At 71.8% G+C, this 22529-nt stretch carries 18 protein-coding genes and 1 pseudogene; 6 read left to right on the top strand and 13 right to left on the bottom strand.

What is annotated here, in order from left to right; all coding sequences use genetic code 11:
- Positions 1-9: 9 nt before the first annotated feature.
- From ACH4D3_RS01010 to ACH4D3_RS00970, 9 genes are all read right to left on the bottom strand, one after another.
- A complete protein-coding gene (locus ACH4D3_RS01010; RefSeq protein ID WP_398314988.1) occupies positions 10-714 on the bottom strand; it encodes a DUF1275 family protein in 705 nt (234 codons plus the stop codon).
- Positions 715-728: 14 nt separating this feature from the next.
- Complete coding sequence (locus ACH4D3_RS01005; protein WP_398314986.1) at positions 729-2558, bottom strand: gamma-glutamyltransferase family protein; 1830 nt, start codon at positions 2556-2558, stop codon at positions 729-731.
- Between the two features lie 5 nt (positions 2559-2563).
- The gene (locus ACH4D3_RS01000) at positions 2564-3766 is read right to left on the bottom strand and encodes a DUF3500 domain-containing protein (protein WP_398314984.1); all 1203 of its coding nucleotides are present in this window, start codon (positions 3764-3766) and stop codon (positions 2564-2566) included.
- A complete protein-coding gene (locus ACH4D3_RS00995) occupies positions 3759-4544 on the bottom strand; it encodes an alpha/beta fold hydrolase (protein ID WP_398314982.1) in 786 nt (261 codons plus the stop codon). Before ACH4D3_RS00995 ends, ACH4D3_RS01000 begins: the two co-directional genes overlap by 8 nt.
- A gap of 189 nt (positions 4545-4733) precedes the next feature.
- Positions 4734-5351, bottom strand: a complete 618-nt coding sequence (locus ACH4D3_RS00990; RefSeq protein ID WP_398314980.1) for a TetR/AcrR family transcriptional regulator — start codon at positions 5349-5351, stop codon at positions 4734-4736.
- A gap of 82 nt (positions 5352-5433) precedes the next feature.
- The gene (locus tag ACH4D3_RS00985; RefSeq protein WP_398314978.1) at positions 5434-6582 is read right to left on the bottom strand and encodes a pyridoxal phosphate-dependent aminotransferase; all 1149 of its coding nucleotides are present in this window, start codon (positions 6580-6582) and stop codon (positions 5434-5436) included.
- Positions 6579-7238, bottom strand: coding sequence for an RraA family protein (locus tag ACH4D3_RS00980; protein ID WP_398314976.1), 660 nt, complete (start codon positions 7236-7238; stop codon positions 6579-6581). Before ACH4D3_RS00980 ends, ACH4D3_RS00985 begins: the two co-directional genes overlap by 4 nt.
- Before the next feature lie 151 nt (positions 7239-7389).
- A complete protein-coding gene (locus tag ACH4D3_RS00975; protein ID WP_398314974.1) occupies positions 7390-8214 on the bottom strand; it encodes a hypothetical protein in 825 nt (274 codons plus the stop codon).
- A gap of 77 nt (positions 8215-8291) precedes the next feature.
- Positions 8292-8936, bottom strand: coding sequence for an RNA polymerase sigma factor (locus ACH4D3_RS00970; protein ID WP_398314972.1), 645 nt, complete (start codon positions 8934-8936; stop codon positions 8292-8294).
- A gap of 185 nt (positions 8937-9121) precedes the next feature.
- Between ACH4D3_RS00970 and ACH4D3_RS00965 the strand changes: the two genes are divergently transcribed.
- Positions 9122-10297, top strand: coding sequence for a PP2C family protein-serine/threonine phosphatase (locus ACH4D3_RS00965; protein ID WP_398314970.1), 1176 nt, complete (start codon positions 9122-9124; stop codon positions 10295-10297).
- On the opposite strand, the gene ACH4D3_RS00960 is transcribed toward ACH4D3_RS00965, so the two are convergent.
- Positions 10281-11708 carry a non-reducing end alpha-L-arabinofuranosidase family hydrolase gene (locus ACH4D3_RS00960; RefSeq protein ID WP_398314968.1) on the bottom strand — a complete coding sequence of 476 codons (1428 nt, stop codon included), beginning with the start codon at positions 11706-11708 and terminating at the stop codon, positions 10281-10283. The two genes, ACH4D3_RS00965 and ACH4D3_RS00960, sit on opposite strands and share 17 nt — an antisense overlap.
- 390 nt (positions 11709-12098) lie before the next feature.
- Between ACH4D3_RS00960 and ACH4D3_RS00955 the strand changes: the two genes are divergently transcribed.
- Positions 12099-13532 carry an endo-1,4-beta-xylanase gene (locus ACH4D3_RS00955; protein WP_398314967.1) on the top strand — a complete coding sequence of 478 codons (1434 nt, stop codon included), beginning with the start codon at positions 12099-12101 and terminating at the stop codon, positions 13530-13532.
- Positions 13533-13592: 60 nt separating this feature from the next.
- On the opposite strand, the gene ACH4D3_RS00950 is transcribed toward ACH4D3_RS00955, so the two are convergent.
- Positions 13593-14099 (bottom strand): NUDIX hydrolase, encoded by a 507-nt coding sequence (locus ACH4D3_RS00950; RefSeq protein WP_398314966.1) that lies wholly within the window; start codon positions 14097-14099, stop codon positions 13593-13595.
- Positions 14100-14155: 56 nt separating this feature from the next.
- Here ACH4D3_RS00950 and ACH4D3_RS00945 point away from each other — a divergent pair.
- Positions 14156-14401, top strand: a pseudogene (locus ACH4D3_RS00945) (SDR family NAD(P)-dependent oxidoreductase); the annotation flags it as partial.
- 41 nt (positions 14402-14442) lie between these two features.
- On the opposite strand, the gene ACH4D3_RS00940 reads toward ACH4D3_RS00945, so the two are convergent.
- On the bottom strand, positions 14443-15417 hold the full coding sequence (locus ACH4D3_RS00940) for a helix-turn-helix transcriptional regulator (RefSeq protein WP_398314965.1): 975 nt from the start codon (positions 15415-15417) through the stop codon (positions 14443-14445).
- A gap of 137 nt (positions 15418-15554) precedes the next feature.
- On the opposite strand from ACH4D3_RS00940, the gene ACH4D3_RS00935 reads away from it, so the two are divergent.
- Positions 15555-15950: a RidA family protein gene (locus tag ACH4D3_RS00935; protein ID WP_398314964.1), complete on the top strand. Its 396-nt coding sequence runs from the start codon at positions 15555-15557 to the stop codon at positions 15948-15950.
- Positions 15951-16053: 103 nt separating this feature from the next.
- On the opposite strand, the gene ACH4D3_RS00930 is transcribed toward ACH4D3_RS00935, so the two are convergent.
- Complete coding sequence (locus tag ACH4D3_RS00930) at positions 16054-16572, bottom strand: hypothetical protein (protein WP_398314963.1); 519 nt, start codon at positions 16570-16572, stop codon at positions 16054-16056.
- Between the two features lie 523 nt (positions 16573-17095).
- Between ACH4D3_RS00930 and ACH4D3_RS00925 the strand changes: the two genes are divergently transcribed.
- Together ACH4D3_RS00925 and ACH4D3_RS00920 are read left to right on the top strand one after the other, a co-directional pair.
- On the top strand, positions 17096-20479 hold the full coding sequence (locus ACH4D3_RS00925) for an ALF repeat-containing protein (protein WP_398314962.1): 3384 nt from the start codon (positions 17096-17098) through the stop codon (positions 20477-20479).
- A gap of 81 nt (positions 20480-20560) precedes the next feature.
- Positions 20561-22510: a DNA/RNA non-specific endonuclease gene (locus ACH4D3_RS00920; protein ID WP_398314961.1), complete on the top strand. Its 1950-nt coding sequence runs from the start codon at positions 20561-20563 to the stop codon at positions 22508-22510.
- Positions 22511-22529 lie beyond the last annotated feature (19 nt).

Here is a 22529-nt window from a genome sequence, read left to right as displayed (position 1 = left end):
TCCTTTCCGTCATGGCCGCGGGAGGGCCGTTGATGGAGCGGGTGGAGCGGTGGGGGCGGCTCCGGCCGTGGCCGGAGCCGCCCGGCCGGCGAGAGCCGTCACGGCCAGGACGACGCAGGCCGCCGCCGCCACCGCGAGGCCCTCGTGCACCTGGCACAGCAGCGCGCCGGCCGCCGCTCCGGCGACGATGAGCGCGACGGCGGCAATCCGGCGCAGGGCACCCCGGCCGCGGGCCGCGCCCAGCCGGGAGTCGGCCGCGAGGCCGGTCAGCGTGGAGGTCACGACCACGGTGGTGACGTCCTTGACGGCCAGGTGACGGGCGGTCGCCGCCTGCGCCCCCATGGCCAGGGCGAGTGAGGACGCCATGCCCGCGCGGGCGCCGGAGGTGTCGGCGCCGACGGCGGCCAGGCCGAGGGCCGTCGCGGTCAGGGCCAGTCCGACGCCGCCCAGCAGCGCCGCGCACCGGCCGCTCCAGCCCGGGGCGGCGGTGCGCAGGACCCGCCCGGCCGTCGCCGCGCCGGCCAGGAAGAACGCGAGCGCCACGACCGGCCCGAGCACCGGCAGCCCCGTACCGCCACCGGTGGCCGCCATGCCGAGGATGACCACGTTGCCCGTCATGTTGCCCGCGAACACCTGGTCGAGGCGCAGGTAGCCGACGGCGTCGACGACGCCGGTCGCGAAGGTGAGGGCGAGCATCAGGCCGGGTTGCGTCACCCGCCGCCGCGCGTTCATCGTCCGGCCGCGTAGCCCTGGGCGCCGCGCGGGTTCGCGGCCGCCCCGAGGACGCCGCTGTCCGGATCACGTGTGACGACGGACAGACGGCCCTGGCTCCAGGGCCCGGAGACGGTCACCTCGTGGCCGCGTGCGCGCAGTTCCTCGACGACCGCCCCGCCCGCGCGCTCCTCGATCACCAGTCCCCCGGGCGTCCAGGTCCGCGGCCAGAACGAACTCGGTACGGCGGTGGTGTGGAACGCGGGCGCGTCGATCGCCTCCTGCGGGTCCATGCCCAGGGCCAGCGTGCGCACCAGGTAGATCAGTTGCCACTGGTCCTGCTGGTCGCCGCCGGGCGTGCCGAGGGCGGCCACGGGATTGCCGTCGCGCAGCAGCAGGGTCGGCGTCAGGGTCGTACGCGGTCGTCGGCCCGGTGCCAGGCGGGACGGTGCGGCCGGGTCCAGCCAGGTCATCTGGAGGCGGGTGCCGAGTGCGAAGCCCAGTTCCGGCACGGCGGGCGAGGACTGGAGCCACCCTCCGGACGGTGTGGCGGAGACGATGTTCCCCCAGCGGTCGACGACGTCGATGTGGCAGGTGTCGCCGCGGGTCTCCCCGGTCTGCTGCACGGTGGGTTCGCCCACGCCGTCGGCCTGTTGGGCGGACCCGCGCGTGACGAGCGGCGGCGTGTACGGCGTGCCGCCGATGTGGCCGGGCCGGAAGGCGGTGGAGGCGAGCGGCCGGATCAGACTCGCGCGCTCCTTGCCGTACCGGGGGGACAGCAGCCGGCGCAGCACGGCCTCGGCCTCCGCCGGGTCGAGGTGGCCGTAGTACGCCTCCCGGTCGGCCATGGCCAGCTTCAGGGCCTCGGTGAGGGTGTGGACGCCCTCGGCGGTCGACGGGTCGAGCCGCGCGTCGTCGAAGTGGTCCAGCATGGTGAGGGCCTGCAGCAGCACGGGTCCCTGGGACCACAGGCCCGCCTTGGCCACCGTGGTCCCGCGGAACCGCGCGGTGACCGCGGGTTCCAGGGACGGGTGGAAGTCGGCGAAGTCGGCGGCGGTGATGACTCCGGCGTGGTCGCCGCCCGAGGAGTGCCGGTGCGGCACGGCCGCGAACGCGGCGACGGCCTCCGCCACGAACCCGGTGCGCCAGGCGCGCCGCGCGGCGTCGATCCGGGCGGTCCGCGTCCTGCCGGAGGCAGCCGTGCCCGCCGTGCCCGCCGCGCCCAGCCGGCGCAGGGTGCGGGCGTAGGCGGGGTTGACGAGAGTGGCGTACGGCGCGGGGACGCGGCCCTCGGGCATCCACAGGGCGTACGACGTCGGCCAGTGCGCACGGAAGAGCTCCTCGACCGTGGCCAGGACGCGCGCCAACTGCGGTACGACCGGTACCCCGTGCTCCGCGTAGGCGATGGCGTAGGCCAGGACGTCGGCGAGTTCCCAGGTGCCGAACTCGGCGAGCAGCCAGAGCCAGGAGTCGACGGCGCCCGGGACGGCGGCGGCGAGCGCTCCCGCGCCGGGTACGTGGTCAAGCCCCTCGGCCCGGAAGTGCTCGATCGTGGCTCCGCGCGGGGCGTGTCCCTGGCCCGCCAGCACCCGCGGCGACGGGTCCGCGGCGGTCGCGAGCACGGCGACGAGGTCACCGCCGGGGCCGTTGAGGTGGGGTTCGGCGACGTGCAGCACGAAGGCACCTGCCACGGCGGCGTCGAAGGCGTTGCCGCCCCGCTCCAGTACGGACTGGGCGGTCGCGGTCGCCAGCCAGTGCGTCGAGGCGCACATGCCGAAGGAGCCGCGGAGGGTGGGGCGGGTGGTGTGCGCGGGGGCGTCGGGCGGTGACGGTGGTCGACCGGCCATGTCAGTCACATTCCGTTCGGGTGGTGGGCGGCGTGGTGGGCGGCGTGATGGGCCGCGTGGTCGGCTGCGTCGTGGGCCGCGTGATGGGCCGCGTGGTGGGCGGCCAGGACGTCGCCGCCGAAGTCGGTCTCCGGGTCGCGCCACACGGCGTGCGCGTGGTTGACGCCGCGGTGGACGTTGGTCCACTCGATGAGCAGCCGGGGGCCCTGCAGCCGGTAGTAGTGCGGCTCGCCCGGCGCGGTCGGACCGGCCCAGGCGAGGTGTACGGCGTCCAGCGCGGCGGGGTCGTCGTAGCGGGGCAGGGGGGACGCCCCGTCCGGGACGCGGCCGAGGTAGGCGCCGAGCAGGGCGCGCAGCAACTCCCGCTGGGCCGCGTCGAGTTCCGCGCCCGGTACGCCCTTGGGCGCCGGGGTGAGGGCCAGCGCCCGCCGTTCGTCGCCGTCGAGTCCGGTGGACGGCTGCTCGGCGCGGTCCGGGGTGTGGGTGCCGGGGCGCCAGAGTTCGCGGCGCCTGATCACGCGGTCGCCTATGCGGGCGCTGTTGCCCGCCACGATGTCGTTCGGGGCGCGGGGCAGCAGGACCGCGCGGGCGGCGGCCTCGGGGCGCAGGGAACGCACCAGTTCGCGCGCCAGATCCTCGGCCGTCCCCAGCGGGCGCAGCGTCGAGCCGCCCAGGAGGGGCGAGGCGGCGGGGTCGGCGCCCAGGAAGCAGGGGGTGGTGGCGACGACGCGCCCGTCCACCACGAGGTTGTTGAGCGAGACGTGGTGGCCGCCGAACCGCCAGCCCCACGGCCGCGGCCCGCCGGGCTCGCCGAAGACGCGCAGGTAGTACATGCCGGGGTCGCGGGTCCGCTCCCGGCCCCAGTTCACCGAGAAGCCCTCGACGTGGTCGAGCACGTTCTCCAGGCCGAGCACGGTGGCGACGGTGACGTATCCGGCGTCGGACAGCCCGCTCGCGACCAGGCGCATGGCCAGGCGCTGCTGGGCCGGGCGCTGCTGGTGGAGGGTCAGGCCGCCGTGGTCCGTGGGCGTGTAGTACCAGCGGGTGCGTTCGCCCTCGGCCTCGCCCGGGGTGCCCGGGGCCGGTGCCGGTCCGACCGCGGCCGCGCGCCGGCCGTCGTCCGGAAAATCCATGGAATCCAGGGAGTCCAGCCACGCCCGGGCGGCTTCGGCCATCCGGTCCGCGACGTCGCGGGCGGTGTCAGCCATGGCCGTTGACCCCGAGGAACTCGCGCACCCAGTGGGCGACCGTGTCCGCGAACTCCACCGCGATCCCGTGGCGTCCGCCCTCGATCGGGCGCAACTCGGCGTTCGGGATGCGCCGTTCCATCAGGAGGGCGCCTTCGTAGGGCGCCAGCCGGTCCTGCGTGCCGTGCACGATCAGGGTGGGTGCGGTGATGTCCCCGAGACCGTCCCGTATCTCGTGCCGCCGGGCGGCGTCGTGGCGGCGGACGCTCTGCTCGGGGGTGCGGCGGGTGAGGGTCCGGGCCGGCCGGGCGCGCTGCTCGGCCTGGCCCTCGGGCGTGAAGAAGAAGTCCGCGGCCGCCTTCTGCCGGTCCTCGTGGGACATCTCCAGGAGTTCGTCGATCGCCGCGCTGCCCATCGCGTAGCTCGGCGTGGTGGCGACCAGGACGAGGGACGCGACCCGTTCGGGGTGCCGGCGTGCGGCGTGCTGGGCGACGGCGCCGCCGAAGGAGGTGCCCAGCAGGTGTGCCCGCGCGAGCCCCAGCGCGTCGAGCAGGGCGACGAGGTCGTCGGCGAGGACCTCGGGCGTGTAGGGAACCGGCGGGTTCACGGTGATCCCGGAGTCGCGCTGGTCGTAGGAGACCGCCCTGATCCCCGGGCCGAGTCCCGCGCGGAGCGTGGCGAACTGGGTGCGGTCGCTCTCCCCGCCGTGGACGAGCAGGAGCGGCACGCCGTCGCCGTCGTCGAGCAACCCGACGTCGAGTTCGCCCGCTCGTACGGTCTCTTGCTGCTGCTTGGTCATCGCTGACCTCCACTAGATAGAGCTATCTTATTTGAGATTCATCTATCACTTCATGGGCCGCCTGAAGGAAGGCTCCAACGCCGGTGCGGTGGTGCCTGGCGACGAGGTGCAGAGTGGGTGGACGGCTACGCTCCGGGCGTCATACCCGGGAGCCAATGCGGAGTGATACCGGGGTAGGGGGTGGGACGGTCAGCCCGCCCGCACCCACCCGCGCAGCGCGCCGCAGTACGCCTCGGTCAGCCGGGCGATGACCTCACGGCGGGACAGACCCGTCTCCCGCAGCAGGTCCTGGATCTCCCGGGGGTCGAAGATCATGTTGCTGAGGAACAGGGCGTGTTCGAGCATCCCGTCCACCACGCCGATGTCGTCGAGCAGTCCGCGCACGGGCTCGCTCCAGGCGTCCCGCAGCGCGACGATGATCTCGTTGCCGTCGTGCAGCCGCTCCAGGTAGCCCCGGCGGGACCGCAGTTGCACCAGCGCCGGGCCGTGCTCGGCGAGCAGGTCCACCCACTTGTCCACGAGGGCGTCGAACAGCGGCCGTCCCTGCGCGGTGGAGGCGAGGCTGAAGTCGCGGAGCTGCTCGACGACGCTGAGCACATAGGCCGCCAGTACGTCGTCGACCGAGGAGTAGTAGCGGTACGCGGTGGCGGGACCGATCTCCGCGCGGGACGCGACCGCCTGCATGGTGAGCTGGTCGGGCGCCTCCCGGGCCAGCTCACCGACGGCCTGGAGGAGGCGGCGGTGGTTGCGCCGGGTGTCGCTGCGCGGCTTGCGCCGCCCGGGCGGGGCGGCCTGCTGATCGGTCACGGGCGTCCTCCGCCTCACAGAAGTGCAGGCAAAGGGTATCTCCCTGGGGCGGCGGCCCCGGCCGAGGTGCCGTACGGGGCCCTCAGGAGCTCGCCTCGCCGAAGTAGCGGACGATCCGTTCCAGCCCGACCCACAGGTCGTCCTCGGAGGCCGCGAAGGAGATCCGGAGGTGTCCCTCGCCGGAGGGCCCGTACTCGGCGCCGGCCCGGACGAGTACCTGGCGGGCGGCGAGTTCGCGCGCGACCACCTCCGAGGGCAGGCCCGAGTCGTAGCGCAGGAACCCGTAGAACGCCCCTTCCGGCGGCACCAGGTGCAGGCCGGGCACGCCGGACAGCCGCCCGACGACCAGGTCCCGGCGCCGCCGGTACCGGTCGGCCATGGCCTCGACGACGCCGTCCGGCAGGTCCAGGGCGGCCAGGGCCGCGTGCTGGACCGCCGTGTTCAGCGAGCCGTTCCAGGTCCGGTGCACCTGGGCCGCCGCGTCCAGCACCTCGCGCGGCCCGGTCAGACACCCCACCCGCCAGCCGGTCATCGCGTACGTCTTGGAGAACGTCTGCACGTACACCGTCCGGTCGCGCAGCGACTCGATCTCCAGCGCCGAGACCGGTTCGTGGCCCGGGTGGGCCAGCCGGTGGTACGCCTCGTCGCTGACGACCAGGACGTCGGTGCCGTCGAGGAGCTTGCCGAGGGCTTCGAGTTCCTCCCTGCGGTGCACGATGCCGGTCGGGTTCGACGGGTTCGAGAAGATCATCATCGCGGCGCCGGGGAGTGCGGCGGCCAGTGCGTCCAGGTCCCAGTGCAGGTCCGGGGCGAGCGGGACGAAGTCCACCGTGCCGCCGGCGAGGACGACCAGGTCGGCGTAGAGCGAGTAGGCGGGCTCCGGGACCACCACCCGGTCGCCGGGGCCGATCGTCGCGAGCACCACCGCCGCCAGCGCGGCGGTGGCCCCGTGGGTGACCAGGACGTCGTCCGCGTGCCACGCCCGGCCGGGACGCTCCGGCAGTCCGGCCGCGAGCGCGGCGCGCAGCTCGCGCAGGCCCCGCTGGTCGGCGTAGTGGGTGTGCCCCTCGCGCAGGGCGGACACCGCGGCCTGGACCACCGTCGGCGGGGTCGGGAGGTCCGGCTCCCCCATGGCCAGGGAGACGGCCCCCGGCGGGGCCGGGGCGAGGGCCGGGCGGCGCGAGAGGCGGCGCAGTTCCGCGATCCGGGAGGCGGGCGAGGTGGCGGTCATCGGGCCACCACCGCGCGGTCGGGGCGCGCGGCGAGGATGCGCCCGCGGAGCGCGTCCTCCTTCTCGGCGATCCCGTCGACCGCGGCCACGACCTCCGCCACCCGCCGCCGGGGAACGACCACGACGCCGTCGGCGTCACCGACGAGCACGTCACCCGACGCCACGACCATGCCGCCGACCGCCACCGGGGATCCGACGGCGCCGGGCCCGTCCTTGAAGGGCCCGGCGGGGGTGATCGCCCGGGCGTAGACGGCCAGCCCCATTTCGGACAGCGCCTGTACGTCACGGACCGCGCCGTCGACCACGGCGCCGGTGACCCCGGTGTTCACCATGATCTCGCCGATGAGGTCGCCGACCAGCGCGCGGGTCGTGTCCCCGTGGCCGTTGACGACCAGGACGTCGCCCGGCCGGGCCTCGTCGAGCGCCCGGTGGACGGCGAGGTTGTCGCCCGAGCGCACGTCCACCGTGAGGGCGTTGCCCAGCAGGGCGGTGTGCCCGGTGAGCAGCCGGATGCCGCCGTCCATGACGGTCATCCGCTCCAGCGCGTCGCCGACGTGGGCGGCCGGCACCTCCCCCAGCCGGCGTGTGTCGGCCGCGGCAGCGCGGTCCCAGCTCGGAGCGACGGACACGCCGTCCGTCGCCGCAGCAATGAACATGATGGCACTCCATGTGCATGAGTCTGATGGATCTCTTAAATGAGGTGACTCTCTCAGATAAGAGGAACCATAGCCGCCCCGACGCCCGGCCACAATGGCCGACGCCCACGGGACAGCCCTGGGCTCACCGGGGTGCGGATCATCAAGTACGTCACCGGTCGGTGAACTTCGGGTCCTCGGCCTGGTTGTAGATCTCCCGGCCCGACGCGTCGTAGGCGTGGACGTAGGGGCTCGGGCCCGTGTAGCGCCGGCCGGGGGGCGTGTCCGGGGAGAGCGCGGCCCCGTAGACGAACGCGCCGTCGGCCATGCGGGCCGGGTACTGCTTCGGGTCCTCCCCGTAGCTGACGGTGATCTCGGCGACGTCGGACGAGTAGTGCCCGGCGCCCAGCATGAGGTACTTCCCCTCTCCGGCGGGCACGAGCATGGAGTCGAAGTACTCGACGATCCGGCCGGTGCCCCACAGCCGGTCGTTGATGAAGGTGGGCGGGGAGTCCTGGCTGGTGCCCTTGTCGCCCTTGGACTGGCACTGCACGTACTGGCCGGCGGAGTCGACGGCGACGACCACGCCGTCCCAGTCCTCGGTGGCGAGGGGCGTACGCACCGCGACGACGGCGTGGTACCGCGACGCGTCCGGCCCGAGGCAGGAGGAGAGGATCCTGGTGGCGGTCCCGGCGTCGATCGGCGTCGTGGTCGCGTCGGTGACGGTGAAGTCGGCCTCGGGCGAGGTCCCGCCGGGCGAGGCCGACGCGCTCGGACCCGGTGCCGGAGTGGAGTTGGCCGGGCCGCCGCCCTGCGCCGGGCCGCCGCCGTGTGCGGGGTCGGCGGCGCTCGGTCCGGTGCTCCCCGATCCGCCGAGGACGACCACGGCCGCGACGCTCACCGCCGTCACACCGGAGGCGACACCGAGCGGCACGCCCCACCTGAGTCCCCATCTGCGCTGCGGCGAGGCCCCGTTGTTCTCCGGACCGATCTTCATCAGTAGTTCCTCTCGGGTCCGCCGGTGGTTCGGCAGATCACGATCGAAAGGAGCCGCGGGAACGCCCTGCGGGTCGTTCATCGTGCGACCTCCTTCTCGTTGACGGGATTCCTGGAACTGAACCGCGCCGGGTCGGCGGCTCCGCCGAGGTCGGCCCCCAGCCTGCGCCGCGCCCGGTGCAGGCGGGACTTCACGGTTCCCACCGCCACCTTCAGCACCGCCGCGGCCGCCTGCTGGTCGAGGCCCGACCAGACACAGAGTTCGACGACCTCGCGTTCGTGCCGCGGCAGCCGGCCCAGCGCCCGGTGGATCTCCGACATACGGCGCTCGTCGTCGACCCTCCCGGCGACGCGGTCCGCGTGGTCGCCCACCGGCTCCTCGTGCGAGACGAGCCGGTGCAGCAGCGCCTCGGCCCGCCTCAGCCGCCGCCTGGTGTTCGACAACAGGCCGTTGGCGATGCCCAGCAGCCACGGCAGCGCCGAGTCCCGGTCGAGCACCGTCTCCGACCGCCGTCGCCAGGCGTGCAGGAACACCGTGGACGTGAGGTCCTCGGCCTCGGACCAGTCGGCCGTCCGCCGGAAGAGATGGTTGTAGACGGCCTTCCCGTGACGGTCGAAGATCCGGCCGAAGGCCTCGCGATCGCCGTCGACGGCCCGCGCCCACAGCTCCCGGTCGGACACCCCGCCGACCGGTACGGCAGGACCGGCGTCGTTCAGTTCCATACCCTGTCCATGTCCGGCAGTCGGCCCGAGGTTCCCGCCGCAATCACCCGGGTGGACGCACTTCGGCCCGGGTACGGCCAGCCTCCCTCCGGCACTTCGACCGGATTGGATGATCGAGGGCGCCCGCCCGTCGCCGGGTGCGGCATCCGCACCACCCGATCACGCCGCCACTGGAGGTTGCGCGCATGTTCCGTCCGTCGCGTGCGGCGCCGGTCCCCGCGGAGGGCGGTGCGGACCGGGACGACGGCAGCGCGATCCGCACGCCTCCCACGCGTGTTGTCGCACTGGTGACGATCGCGGCGACGGTGGTGACGGTCGTCCTCGGTGCGGTGACCGAGACCGCCGTGCTCCTGATCGGGCTGCTCGTGTTCCTCCCCGCGTTCGCCTCCGCGCTGTGCACCCCACGCCAGACCACGCTCGTCTCCGCCTGGGTGAGCATCGTCGTCATCGTGCCCGTGGCCCTGTCCACGGAGCAGCTCGCCGACCGGGTGACCCTGGCCCTGTTCGCCCTCGGCTTCGGCGCGCTGGCCGTCTACGGATCCTGGCTGCGCATCACGCGCGAGGGCACGCTGGTGCGTCTGCGGTCGACCGCTGCCGCGATGCAGCGGCAGATCCTGCGTCCGCTGCCGCTGCTCACCGACGACGTGCTCGTGGACGGCGTGTACGAGCCGGTGCAGCAGGACAAACTCGTCGGCGGCGACATCTACGACGTCGCGGCGACCCCCTGGGGCACCCGGGTCCTGATCGGCGACGTCCAGGGCAAGGGGCTCCCCGCCATCGGCATGGCCATCGACGTGGTCGGTGCCTTCCGTGAGGCCGCCCACCGCGAGCCCACTGTCACCGCGCTGGTGGACTCGCTCGAGGCGGCGGTGGTCCGGCACAACGGCTACGCGGAACAGCGCGGTGAGCCGGAACGGTTCGTCACCGCCGTCGTCCTGGGGGTGGACACCGGCGCCGAGACCCAGCTGGTCACATGCGGCCACATCCCGCCCTACCTGCTGCACGACGGGACCGTCACCGCCGTGGGCGACGGGACGGAGCATGCGCCGCTCGGCCTGGCCGACCTCGTCGACGAGCCGCGCACGGTGTCCTGGTTCCCCTTCCCCGCCGGGGCGACGCTGCTGCTGTGCACCGACGGTCTCACCGAGGCCCGCTCCCCCGCCGGCACCTTCTACCCGCTGGAGACACGCCTGGCCGGCCACGTCGACATCACCGCGGGCCGGCTCACCCACGCGCTCGTCGACGACGTCCACGCCTTCACGGAGGGACCGCAGCAGGACGACTTGGCGGTACTCGCCGTACGCCGCTCGCCGCACCGCATGCGGTCACCGTCCGTCGGGAAGGTCAGCGCCGCAGGGTGAGGACTCCCGGCCGCCACGGCAGCGAGTTGTAGTCCCCGCCCGCGTTCGGGGACTTGCCCTGGTAGAGGAACTGCAGGTTGCAGGGGTCGATGGTCATGGTCTGGTCGGGGTTGTCGCGGACCAGGTCGCCGTGGCTGATGTCGTTGGTCCAGGTGGCCCCGCTGTTGGCCTTGCCCGCGAAGGGGTTGCTCTCACTGGCGGCCTGCGGGGTCCACGAGCCGCTCAGACTGGAGGCCGTGAAGGAACGGAAGTAGCGCCCGTTCGCGCCCATCGCCTCGACGATCATGAGGTACTGGTTCTGGCCCTGGACCTTGTAGACCTGCACGCCCTCGAACAGGTTGGCCTTGGTGTCGCTCATGATCGTGGTGTACGAGGAACCGAAGTTGCCCGGGAAGTTCCCGATCGGCATGCTCGCCCGGTAGATCTTGCCGTTGTCACCGGCGAAGAACAGGTACATGTTCTGTCCGTCGGCGATCAGGGTCTGGTCGATCGGGCCGGTGTCGGAGCCGGAGATGCTCCCGGTGAACAGCGGCTGCGGAGCGGACCAGCCGTTGGGGTCGGTGGGGTCGCTCGACGTGCGGTAGATGAAGGGCCACGAACCCCACTGGTACGCCAGCACCCAGATGTTCTTGGGCGCGAAGTAGAACAGCGTGGGCGCCACCGCGGCCTGGTTCATCGCGTTCTGGCCGGCCGACGCCATGTCCGACCAGTCGGTGAAGGGGCTGAACACCATCGAGCCGTACGACGACCCCGACGAGGTCGACCCGTAGACCAGGTGCCTGCCGTTGTGCGTCACCGTGGTGAAGTCCTTCAGCGCGACCCACCCGCTCCTCGGCTGCGCCAGGACCCCCGTCGAGGACCACCGGTACGTCGAAGGAAGCGCACACGTGCCGTCCGTCGGCGGCGTGCCGGTCAGGCCGGTCCACTTCTGGTTGCCGCCGCCGTTGCACGTCCAGAGCTGCACCGCCGTGCCGTTGGCCGTGCCGGCGCCCGCCGCCTCCAGGCACAGCCCGGACTCCACACCGACCACCGTGCCGTCGGAGTTCACCCGCCACTGCTGGTTCGCACCGCCGGAGCAGGACCAGATCTGCACCCGGGTACCGGGCGCGGTGGCGTGCCCCGGAACATCCAGGCACTTGTCGCCGTACACGGTGAGCTGGTTGGAGTCCGTCGAGGTCCACTGCTGGTTGGCGCCGCCCCAGCAGTCGTACATCTGCAGCAGCGCGCCGTCGGTCTCGCTGCCGCCCAGCACGTCGAGACACCGGTTCGAAGCGACACCGCGCAGGGCGCCGCTGCCGGCCGCCTGAGCGGGGGCGGTGGCGACGAGCAGCGCCGCCAGCGCGGCCAGGGCCGCGACCACGGCGGCGAGCACCGCGGGCGTATGCCCGCGGCTGAAACTTCCTCTGTGCATGGGAACTCCCTCAACTTGGGTGGGCGGTTCCTTGCCGGGCAAGAGAGCGACACGGCATGTTCGTAATACCGAACATCGGTCGAAGAGTCGAGCGCTCCGCATCATAGAGAACCGGTGAACGTCGTCAATACCTCTCGCATGTATCGCCGCCACCCCGAAACATTCATGAGAGGCGACGCGCCCTACGCCGCACGTCACACGGAAGACCGTCCCACAAGGGCTCGGGACCTCGCAGATCAGGCCCTACTCACCTGGTTTCGAAACTTTCGCAGAAGAACTGAAACTTTTCCGGCGCCAAGTATTGACCGAGCATCGTCAACACCTCAATCATTCCTGTCTGACTTCCCTGCGCTCCAGTCCTTCCGTGACCACTACCTTGGAGGCACAGTCATGGGCTCCTACGCCCTTCCCAGATCCGGTGTCCGCAGGAGCATTCGCGTCCTGCTGTTGGCGCTGGTCGTCGGCGTCCTCGGCGCGGCCACCGCGCTGATCGCGCCGCCGAGAGCACACGCCGCCGAGAGCACGCTCGGCGCCGCGGCGGCGCAGAGCGGCCGCTACTTCGGCACCGCCATCGCCTCGGGCAGGCTGAGCGACTCGACGTACACGTCGATCGCGAACCGTGAGTTCAACATGGTGACGGCCGAGAACGAGATGAAGATCGACGCCACTGAACCGCAGCGTGGCCAGTTCAACTTCAGCTCCGCCGACCGCGTCTACAACTGGGCGGTGCAGAACGGCAAACAGGTGCGCGGCCACACCCTGGCCTGGCACTCCCAGCAGCCCGGCTGGATGCAGAGCCTCAGCGGCAGCGCACTGCGCCAGGCGATGATCGACCACATCAACGGCGTGATGGCCCACTACAAGGGCAAGATCGTCCAGTGGGACGTCGTGAACGAGGCCTTCGCCGACGGCAGTTCGGGCGCCCGCCGGGACTCCAACCTGCAACGCACCGGCAACGACTGGATCGAGGTCGCCTTCCGCACCGCGCGCGCCGCCGACCCGTCCGCCAAGCTCTGCTACAACGACTACAACGTCGAGAACTGGACCTGGGCCAAGACCCAGGCCATGTACAACATGGTGCGGGACTTCAAGCAGCGCGGCGTACCGATCGACTGCGTCGGCTTCCAGTCGCACTTCAACAGCGGCAGCCCCTACAACAGCAACTTCCGCACCACCCTGCAGAACTTCGCCGCCCTCGGCGTCGACGTGGCCATCACCGAACTGGACATCCAGGGCGCCCCGGCCTCGACCTACGCCAACGTGACGAACGACTGCCTGGCCGTCTCGCGCTGCCTCGGCATCACCGTCTGGGGTGTGCGCGACAGCGACTCCTGGCGATCGGAGCAGACGCCGTTGCTGTTCAACAACGACGGCAGCAAGAAGGCCGCCTACACCGCCGTCCTCGACGCACTCAACGGCGGCGACTCCTCGGAGCCCCCCGCGGACGGGGGACAGATCAAGGGCGTCGGTTCGGGCCGCTGCCTCGACGTGCCCGACGCCAGTACCTCCGACGGCACCCAGCTCCAGCTGTGGGACTGCCACAGCGGCACCAACCAGCAGTGGACGTACACCGACGCCGGAGAGCTCAGGGTCTACGGCGACAAGTGCCTGGACGCCGCCGGCACCGGCAACGGGACCAAGGTCCAGATCTACAGTTGCTGGGGCGGCGACAACCAGAAATGGCGCCTCGGCTCCGACGGGTCCGTCGTCGGCGTCCAGTCCGGCCTCTGCCTCGACGCCGTCGGAGGCGGCACCGCCAACGGAACCCTGATCCAGCTCTACTCCTGCTCGAACGGCGCCAACCAGCACTGGACCCGCACCTGACGGGACGGCGCCGGCGATCCCCGGGTCGCCGCCGCGGCGGCGGCGGCGACCCTCACGAGCTCACCCGGCCGGTCCGGACGAGCCGGCAACGGCACTCGCGATGAGGTCGTGGATCAGGTACTCCCCTGGTCGGCAGTTCTCCTTGAGGCGGGCGAGGCTGCCGGGGCCGAACCAGTCGTAGGCGGAGTGCTTGGACCATTCCAGCCTTGGATGGTCCAGGTCGCCGTCCACCTCGACCAGGTAGTCGGCCTCGTGACGCAGGCCACCGCCGTCGTCCCCCGTCCAGGCCGTGGCGCCGAGGAACCGTCGCACGTGGGTCAGGCGCCAGCCGGTCTCCTCCTCGACTTCACGTGCGAGTGCCTCCAGAAGCGTTTCGCCCTCCTCGACATGACCGCCCACGATGTCCCAGGTCCCGGGGAACAGGCGACGGTCCCGGCTCCGCTTCTGCGCAAAGGCGTGCCCCTCCCGATTGAGGATGACAGCGCCGACGGTCCAGACCTCGTCCGCTCCGGGGCTGGGCACCTCAACACCATCGTTGACCGTGAACGACCGTTCGTGAGCGACCATGACCGATAGCGTAGAACCGCGACGCACGGCACCACCCGATCCACGAGCTCCCTCCCCCTCCTGTGGTGACGATGGTCTCCGCCTGCGGAGCGCCGGGCCACCACCGTTCGGACGCGCACGACGCCTTCTACGCGGCCAAGAGCGCCCAGGCGGGGTTCACCGAGATCCTCTCCAAGCGCCTGCGCTCGCAAGGGGTCCGGGTGATCTCGCTCTACCCGCCCGACTTCGTGGAGTGCGTCCTCTTCGCCGTAGCCCAGCCCCGGGACTGCTTCATCAAGGCGTTCCACTTCGAACAGGCCTGACCGAGGTTCGCCGACGCCCACCAGGCCGGAGGGCAGCGGCGTCAGGCCGGTGGCCGATAGCGGGCCGCGATCACCGTCGCGCGGTGGTGCAGGGAGGTGCGCAGCCACTGCGGGGCCTCCACCTCCGCGTCCGTGGCGTGCTCCCACAGTGCCCATTCCGCGTGCCGTGCGTCCTGGAAGACGACGTTCAGCCGGAGCCGGCCGTCGTCGTCGGTCTCCTCGGAGCGGACCTCCAGAGCGGTGGCGACCAGGTGCTCCCGACGGGCGGGATCCACGCGGACCACCACGGCGGTGCTGTCACCGCCGGTCCGGAACCGCACGTTGCGTTCGCGCCAGGCCCGGTCCAGGTCCACCGTGTCCGAACGCCGCGCGGCTTCGCCGAGCTCCTCGGCCGCCAGGATCCGGCTCAACCGGTAGGTGCGGTCCTCGGTGCCCCGCTTGGCCAGCAGGTAGCCCTGGTCCCTGACGGTGACCAGACCGATCGGGTCCACCGTGCGCCACGTCGGGGGCCGGCCCACGGCCTCGTAGTAGATGCGCAGTCTGTGCCCGGCGAAGACCGCCCGCCGGACCTCTGCGGTGATGGAGTCCGAGACCTCCTCGGGGGCCACGCGACGGGAGAGCAGGTCGGTCTCCGGGTCGACGAGCAGCCGCCGGGCCGCTCCGGTGGCGGTGTCCCGCAGCCCCTCGGGCAGCGCGTCGACCACTTTCAGTACGGCCGAGGCGAGCGCCGGTCCCAGACCGAACAGCTGCGCGCCGCGCCGTGATCCGGCGACCACGAGAGCGAGCGCCTCGTCGTGGCTCAGGCCGGTGAGCGCCGTCTGGAAATCCGGCAGGAGCGCGAATCCGCCGTGCCGCCCGCGCTCCGCGTAGACCGGAACCCCCGCCGCGGAGAGTGCCTCCATGTCGCGGAGCACCGTCCGGGTCGACACCTCCAGCTCACGGGCGAGTGTCTCCGCGGTCGTCCGGCCCCGCTGACGCAGCAACAGGACCAGGGAGACCAAGCGGTCGGCGCGCATGGGGAAACCCTAGCGAAATACATGACGAAGGGTGTCACGTATTCCTGACAGGCTTCATCGCACGACGTCAGAGCGCGGCGGTTGCCGAAGCGATGGGCGTGCGCGGTGTCATGAACCGAATGGAGCAGGGGCGGCAAATGGAACGTAACGCGGTCAACCCGGTGTCGTGGTCCGTCGAGATGGGATTCAACCAGGGCGAGGTCGTCTCCGGGCACTCGCGCACCCTGTACATCTCGGGCCAGACGGCGATGAGCGGGGAAGGCGAGCCCGAGCACGACGGCGACATGGGGGCGCAGTTGGCGCTGGCCGCCGACAACGTCGAGGCGGTTCTCGCCGAGGCGGGCATGACCCTCGCGAACCTCGTCCGGCTGAACGTCTACACGACCGACGTCGATCTGCTCTTCCAGCACTACGGTGTGCTGGCGGGCCGCCTGGGCGCCGTCGGTGTCGCACCGGCCACCACCATGCTCGGTGTGGCACGGCTGGCGATCCCCGGTCAGATGGTCGAGCTGGAGGGCACCGCCGTCGCGTGACACCTCCGCGCGCGTCATGACGTCGGCCTTCGAGACCATGACCGGTCTCGAAGGCCGACGTCGTGACGCACGGCCCCGGGAGGTGCCGTTCCCCTCGAAGTGGCTACTTGGCGACCCGGATCTCCACGAGCATGTGGTCGCGGCCCTCGGGGTCCGCGCTTTCGCCCACCGGCGTCCAGGTGTTCTTGTCGATCTCGTAGGACTTCTCCTCGGTGCCGACCGTCATGTCGACCGTGGTGGAGTAGTCATTTCCCTTGATCGAGAAGACGGCGGGGATCTCCAGGCTCAGCCAGCCCTCGTTGCCGACGGTGTTGAAGCAGATCTTGCTGCCCCGGTCACGGGCCAGGAGCTCCAACTGCCCGGTCCCCGTGGCGCATTCGGCGAGCGTGATGTGGCCGTCGCCCCGCTTCAGAACGATGTTCTGCTCGGCCAGGATCTTGTCCGCCCCGGGGTAGTTGAAGTCCTCCACGGCGTAGCCGGGGGCCCCCTCCGCGACCAGCGCGGGGGCGTCGGCCGTCTCATCGGCGCCAGTGCCTCCGCCCGGCACGCCGCCGACGACCGCGATCCAGGCCAGCGCGCCGCCGGCGGCGGCGGTGCCGAGTACCCGTACCGTGAGCCGCATTCTCCGCGACTTTCCGACGTTAGTGCTGGTTTCCTTCATCGTATCCCTAATCTCGAAGCCGCCGCCCGGATTTGAAAACCACCGGTCGTGAAACCGATCGCGAACAGGGGAAGCCCGCACATACGGAATGGCCCCCTCTTGCGTGTCACTGGCACGCCTTCGCGACGCACTCGCCGAACGCCGATGATCGTCGTCGGCCTTGGCATCCCAGCATGGTGACGCACCCACGTCCAGCATCCCGAAACCGCCCTCATCAGGACATAGAAAGCAAATGATACGTGACCTGCGTCACTTCGAGGCGAGGCGGTTGGGGTCGGCGCCACGATTTCGGGATAAGCGTGACGACCCATCAAATCTTCGCGAAACATGCACTGTTGGTCTCTCGACAACCACAACTCCCACCGAATGATTACTGCGTTGCTACTGTTCGTGAACGTGGCGGGCTTCGATCCAAGGATCAGTTGTCCGGTACGGCGCGAAATCCGACACGTCACCGCATCTTTCGTAGAAGGGCAAGTCCCCTATGCAGACGGCATTCTGGAGCAGACGTCGCGTCCTGGGCGCACTCGCGGCAACAACCGCTGTCGCCGCAACCCCCTCGGTCCTGCGGCCGGCCACCGCGGCGGCCGCCGAGACGGCAGGCGCCGACCCGGTGCCGCTGCCGGACACCGATCGCGCCAAGGCCGTCCGCGCGTGGCTGTCCGGCGGCAGGGGCGTCAAGGCCGCCGCCACCACGGCCCTCTACGGGACCGACAGCGAGATCCAGTCCTTCCTCGCCGAAACGCTGCCGCAGCAGACCGTGCAGGACAACCGGGTCGCGATCGTCAGCAGCCTGGACCGCGCGGGCAAGGGCCTGCGCCGCGAGGCCGTCGCCGCACTGGACAACGGCGACGAGGCGATAGCCGGCTTCCTCTCGTCGGGCTTCGCCCCCGCCATGCTGGAGGACTTCCGGGTCGCCACCAGCATCGTCGCGTCCACCGGCGACAGGGCCGTGGTGCGTGAGGCCAACGCCGCGCTGGACGCCGGCACCGAGTCGTCCCTCGTCACCTTCCTCAGCGACGGACAGTACGACGCGCGGCTGGAGGACACGCAGGTCCAGGTCAGCGCCATGCTGATGAACGGCGGCCCGGAGGTGCAGAAGTACGCGGACCGCGCGCTCAACGGCTCCGCGAAGGACGTCGAGTGGTTCATCGAGACCGGCCAGCACATCGCGCGCGCCCGCGACCAGGAGTCGGCGACCATCGAGGAACTGGTGGCCGTCGTCCAGCGCGAGGGCAGGCGTGCCGAGCGCCAGACGAACCTGGCCATCGAGGCCGGGGCCCGCGCCGAGACCGCCGCCACCAAGGCCAAGGAGGCCGCCCAGAAGGCCGCCGCCGAAGCCGCCGCCGCGCAGAGCGACGTGAAGAAGTCGGCGGCCGCGGCCCGCAAGGCGGCCAGCGCGGCGAAGGGCGCGGCCGACGCCGCCCGAAACGCCGTCAACGCTTCCAACGCCGCCGTGACGGCCTCCCGTCGCGCCTCCTGGGCGGCCGCCGGCGCCGCCCAGGCCGCCGCGAAGGCGGGCAACGCCGCCGCCCGCGCCTACAACGCCGCGATCGCCGCGTCCAAGGACGCCGGCAAGGCGGAGAGCGCCAAGAACGCCGCGATCGCCGCCCGCAACGCCGCCGACAAGGCCCGCAGCGCCGCCGCGGCCGCCGAGAAGGCCGCCCTCGCCGGAGACGCCTCCTCGGCCGCCGGCCTGGCCGCCGCCTCCGCCGCCCGCAACTCGGCCGCCGCCGCGAACGCCGCCGCCCAGGCCGCCGCGTCCGCCGGTGCCGCGCAGGCCGAGGCAGCCGAGGCCAAGCGCCAGGCCGCCATCGCCACCAGCGCCGCCAACCGCGCCACGAACGCCGCCTCCGCCGCCCAGGCACTGGCGAGCGCCGCCGCCAAGGCGGCCCGCACCGCCCGCGACGCCGCCAACTCCGCCGCCAACCACGCCGACAAGGCCGCCGACGCCGCCGAGGAGGCCGTGAAGTACGCGGGCCAGGCCGTCGACTACGCCAACAAGTCGACCGCCCACGCCGCGGAGGCCCAGAAGGCCGCCAACGTCGCCACCCAGGCCGTCAGTGACGCCATCGAGGTGGAGAAGAACGCCCGCGCCGCCGAGGCGCAGACCATCGAGCAGGACAAGCAGCAGGCCATCGAGGAGGTCCAGCAGCTCGCCGCCATCGAGCAGGCCGAGCTCTCCGACGTACGCGAGAAGCGGCTGATGGCGGAGCGCACCGACCAGGCGACCAAGGACCTCATCGCCAAGGCGGAAGAGGCCCTGTACTCCGGCAACATGTCGGTCGCCGCGACCCTGGGCCGGCAGGCCGCGGTCGCCCTGATGGACGCCCGCGGGGCCAACACCCGGCAGGCGGCCCAGCACGCCCTCGCCGGCTCCGACGACGACGTCTACTCCTGGATCGACCTCGACCGGACGCTCGCCGCGACGCAGGACGACCGCGAGACCACCCTGCACGTGGCAACGATCGGCGGTCCGAAGGTGGCCGCGGCCGCCGCCGCCGCGTTGGAGAGCAGCGACTCCAAGGCCATCGGCGACTTCCTCACCGGCGGCATGAAGCGCGCCTCGGACGAGGACCTGCGCGTCGCCATCAACAGGATCATCGCCGAGGGCGCGGGCAGGGCCGTCACCGAGGCCGCCAACGACGCCCTCGACACCAACACCACCGAATCCCTCAACCACTTCTTCGACGAGGCCTACCCGCGGGCCGTCAAGGAGGACGACCAGGTCCTGGCCAACCAGCTGATCAAAACCGGCGGCGCCTACACCAGGTCCTACGCGGAGGTCGCGCTCGAAGGACCGCAGTGGATGCTGCGCAACTTCATCACCGTGGTCCAGTACCGCACCGCCCAGCTCGACTTCGACACCGCCACCCACGTCGCCGCGATCCGGGGAGCCATCGCCGCCGCCGCGAAGGTCGCGCAGAAGGCGCAGGAGGACGCGGCACTCGCCTCGAAGGCCGCCGCCGACGCCCGCAACGCCGCCGCCGAGGCCCAGGAGTGGGCGCAGAAGGCGCTCGACGCCGCCGCCAAGGCCGACGACTACGCCCAGCAGGCCCGCGACAACGCCAACGCCGCCGACAAGTCGGCCGCCGACGCCCGTGCCTCCGCCGCCACGGCGAAGAACGCCGCCGCCACCGCCCGCGGCGCCGCCCGCTCCGCCAACTACTCGGCCAACAAGGCCGTCGACTCGGCGCGCGCGGCCCTCGCCTCCTCCGCCGAGGCCCAGCGCTCCGCCGCCACGGCCCGCGCCGCCGAACTCGCCGCGTCCGCCGACGCGAAGGCCGCCGCTGCCGCGTACGCCCAGGCCAAGCAGATCGCCGCCGACAAGAAGCGGGCCGAGGAGATCGCGAAGGCCAAGGCGGCCGCGCTCAAGGCCCTAGAGCAGCGCCAGAACAACCAGAACCCGGCCGACAACGACAAGAACAACCAGGTCAACCCGAACGGCACCGCGGACGGCGACGCCGACGAGTGGTGGAACGACGCCCAGTTCTACGCGGACGCCGCGGGCGTGATCAGTACCGGCGCCGCGTTCCTGTCGGCCGGCTGCGCCCTCGCCGCCTTCGTCTTCCCGCCGGCCCTCGGCGCGGCCGGCTTCTTCGCCGGTGTCTCCGCGGGCGCCGGTGCCCTCAGCAGCCTCTTCACGGGCATCGAGCACGGCTTCACCAGCGGCGCCTTCTGGGAGTCCGCCGTCGGCACCGGTCTGAGCCTGGTCTCCTTCGGCGCCTACAAGTGGGTCGGCGCCGCCGACAAGGCGCTCGGCGGCAGCATCGTCAAGCCCGTCGTCAGCAAGATCACCGACACCGGCGAGGACCTGGTCGCCAGCGCCACGAAGGGTCTCAGCGACCTCTACGACCTGGTGGCCTGATCTCGCCCGTCCGTTGTCCAGGGGCGCCGCGAGCACGCGGCGCCCCTGCCCCCTCCTCCCCTCACGGAAAGGTCCTGCCCCGTGCATGGAATACGTGGCGGGCGCGCCACAAGAAGACGCGCCCGCTCGACCGTCCTGGGCGTCGTCACCGCCCTGACCCTCGGTCTCACCTCGGCCACGACGAGCCAGGCGGCCGAGCCGTCCGCGCCGGCCCGCGCCGCGTCCACCAGCGACTCCGCGGCCTCCGGCGCGCAGACCACCGATGCCGCCGAGACCAGTGCGTTCGTGGCCGGTTCCGGTGAGCAGTGCACCCCCACCGCGCGTGGCTCCAAGGAGCGCCGTGCGGGCGCCGTCGAGTCCTGTGTGACGGTCGCTCCCGCCCCCACGAAGGCGAAGACCCGCAGCGGCCCCGCCGCCTCCCCCTCCTCCACCGCCGCGGCCGCTCCCGTCGGCAGCTGCGACCTCACCAACCCCGGAAGCTACAGCTACGAGCGCTTCTCGTACTGCGTGACCGGCATCAACGTCACCTACATCCTCCGCGACAGCAGGGGTGTGGAGATCGGTCGCGGCACCCTGGAGGTCTCCACCGGCGCCGACCTGTCACCGACCGCCACGACCTGGAGCGAGCAGGTCAACGTCAGGATGACCAGCGCCTCCGGCGACGTCACCGCCCTGAACGTCAAGTTCCGCGCGTCCTGCGACGCCGGCTGCACGGCCACCGACGTCTCCCCGTGGTGGAACGGCGACATCACCGTCGGCGCCCCGCCGCTCACCGGCGACGTCGGCTACTCGTCGGCCCAGACGACGGGCTCCTCGTCCTCCTTCTACACGTCCTACGTGATGTACGTGACGTCCCCGGGCGCGACGCCGACCGACCCGAACGCGTCGTGGAAGAACCCGAGGCAGATCAGGTGCGACGACGCGGTCGGCGGCACCTCGGTGGCGGGCTGTGCCGTTCCGTCGGTCATGGCCGAGTTGTCGATGAGCCCGCAGGGCTCGGACAAGGGCGGCGCGGTAGCGGCGTACCTGTGGGCCCAGAGGAGCCTCACCGACGGCTGGGGACTCAACACCGCGCTGACCCGGTCAACGAGCGGCGTGGCCGGGCGTACGAACAGCACCTGTGGGAGCGGATCGTCGGAGCCGTTCGCAGACGCGAGCGACCTCATTCCGACCGACACCTGTGCCCAGTTCCCCTTCGCGGAGACGAAGGAAGGCGGAAGGGACGGTGCTGAGTGCGCCGAACTCATCCCCTACTACGGCAGCGGTGGCTGGTCCATCCTCGAGCTCGGCGGTGGTTCGGACCTCGACACCTCCCAGCGATGTGTGCGCGCTCATGTCGCCGCCGCCGACAAGCAGTTCGCGGACAACCAGCTCACCGACGGATTTGCGGGCCAGCGGGTCATCGACGCCGACCAGTTCAAGCTGACACTCACGGCGTCGCTGGACGGCTCCCACGCGGAGTGCCTGGGGATCTCGCCGGCGGGCGCGCGCCCGGCCGGCAACGGCTGGATCCTGAATACCACCGAACCGGTCCCACACGTCAGGAAGAACGATCCGTCGAGCCCGGCCGGCTTCCGGGCGACCAAGGCCACCGCCTGTCTGGGCAAGGTGCTTGGACCCGGCAGTGACGCCGGCGGCGAGATCACCGGCTGGGTGGACGCGGCGGACTACGCCACAGCGAACAGCCTCACCGACCAGCTCGCCCGGTGCCACCTGGTCGCCAACATCCTCGGCGGGCGGATATCGCAGAACCTCGTGCCCTGCTGGCAGGTCGGGATGAACACCGGCGCTGGCAGCATGTGGGAGTGGGAGGAGCAGGTCAGGGACGAAGTGCGGTTGGCCTCGTTCGGCGACGCCGACGCGATCCTCTACGAGGTGACTCCCCATTACCTGAGCGCCGACAGCACGATCCCGGTGCGCGTTACGATGAGTGCCAAGATCCAGCGCGAGGACGGTTCGGTCGAGCCGATGTTCGAGGACATCAACATTTTCAACACTCAGACCGGCGGAGCGCACAACCTCGGCAACTGATCTCTGCCCCACCTTGTCC

This window comes from Streptomyces sp. NPDC018026 (genome assembly GCF_044327745.1).
Taxonomy (GTDB): Bacteria; Actinomycetota; Actinomycetes; order Streptomycetales; family Streptomycetaceae; genus Streptomyces; species Streptomyces rubrogriseus.
The sequence above is the reverse complement of the archived record's forward strand: the minus strand, read 5'-3'. Positions and strand labels throughout refer to the sequence as shown.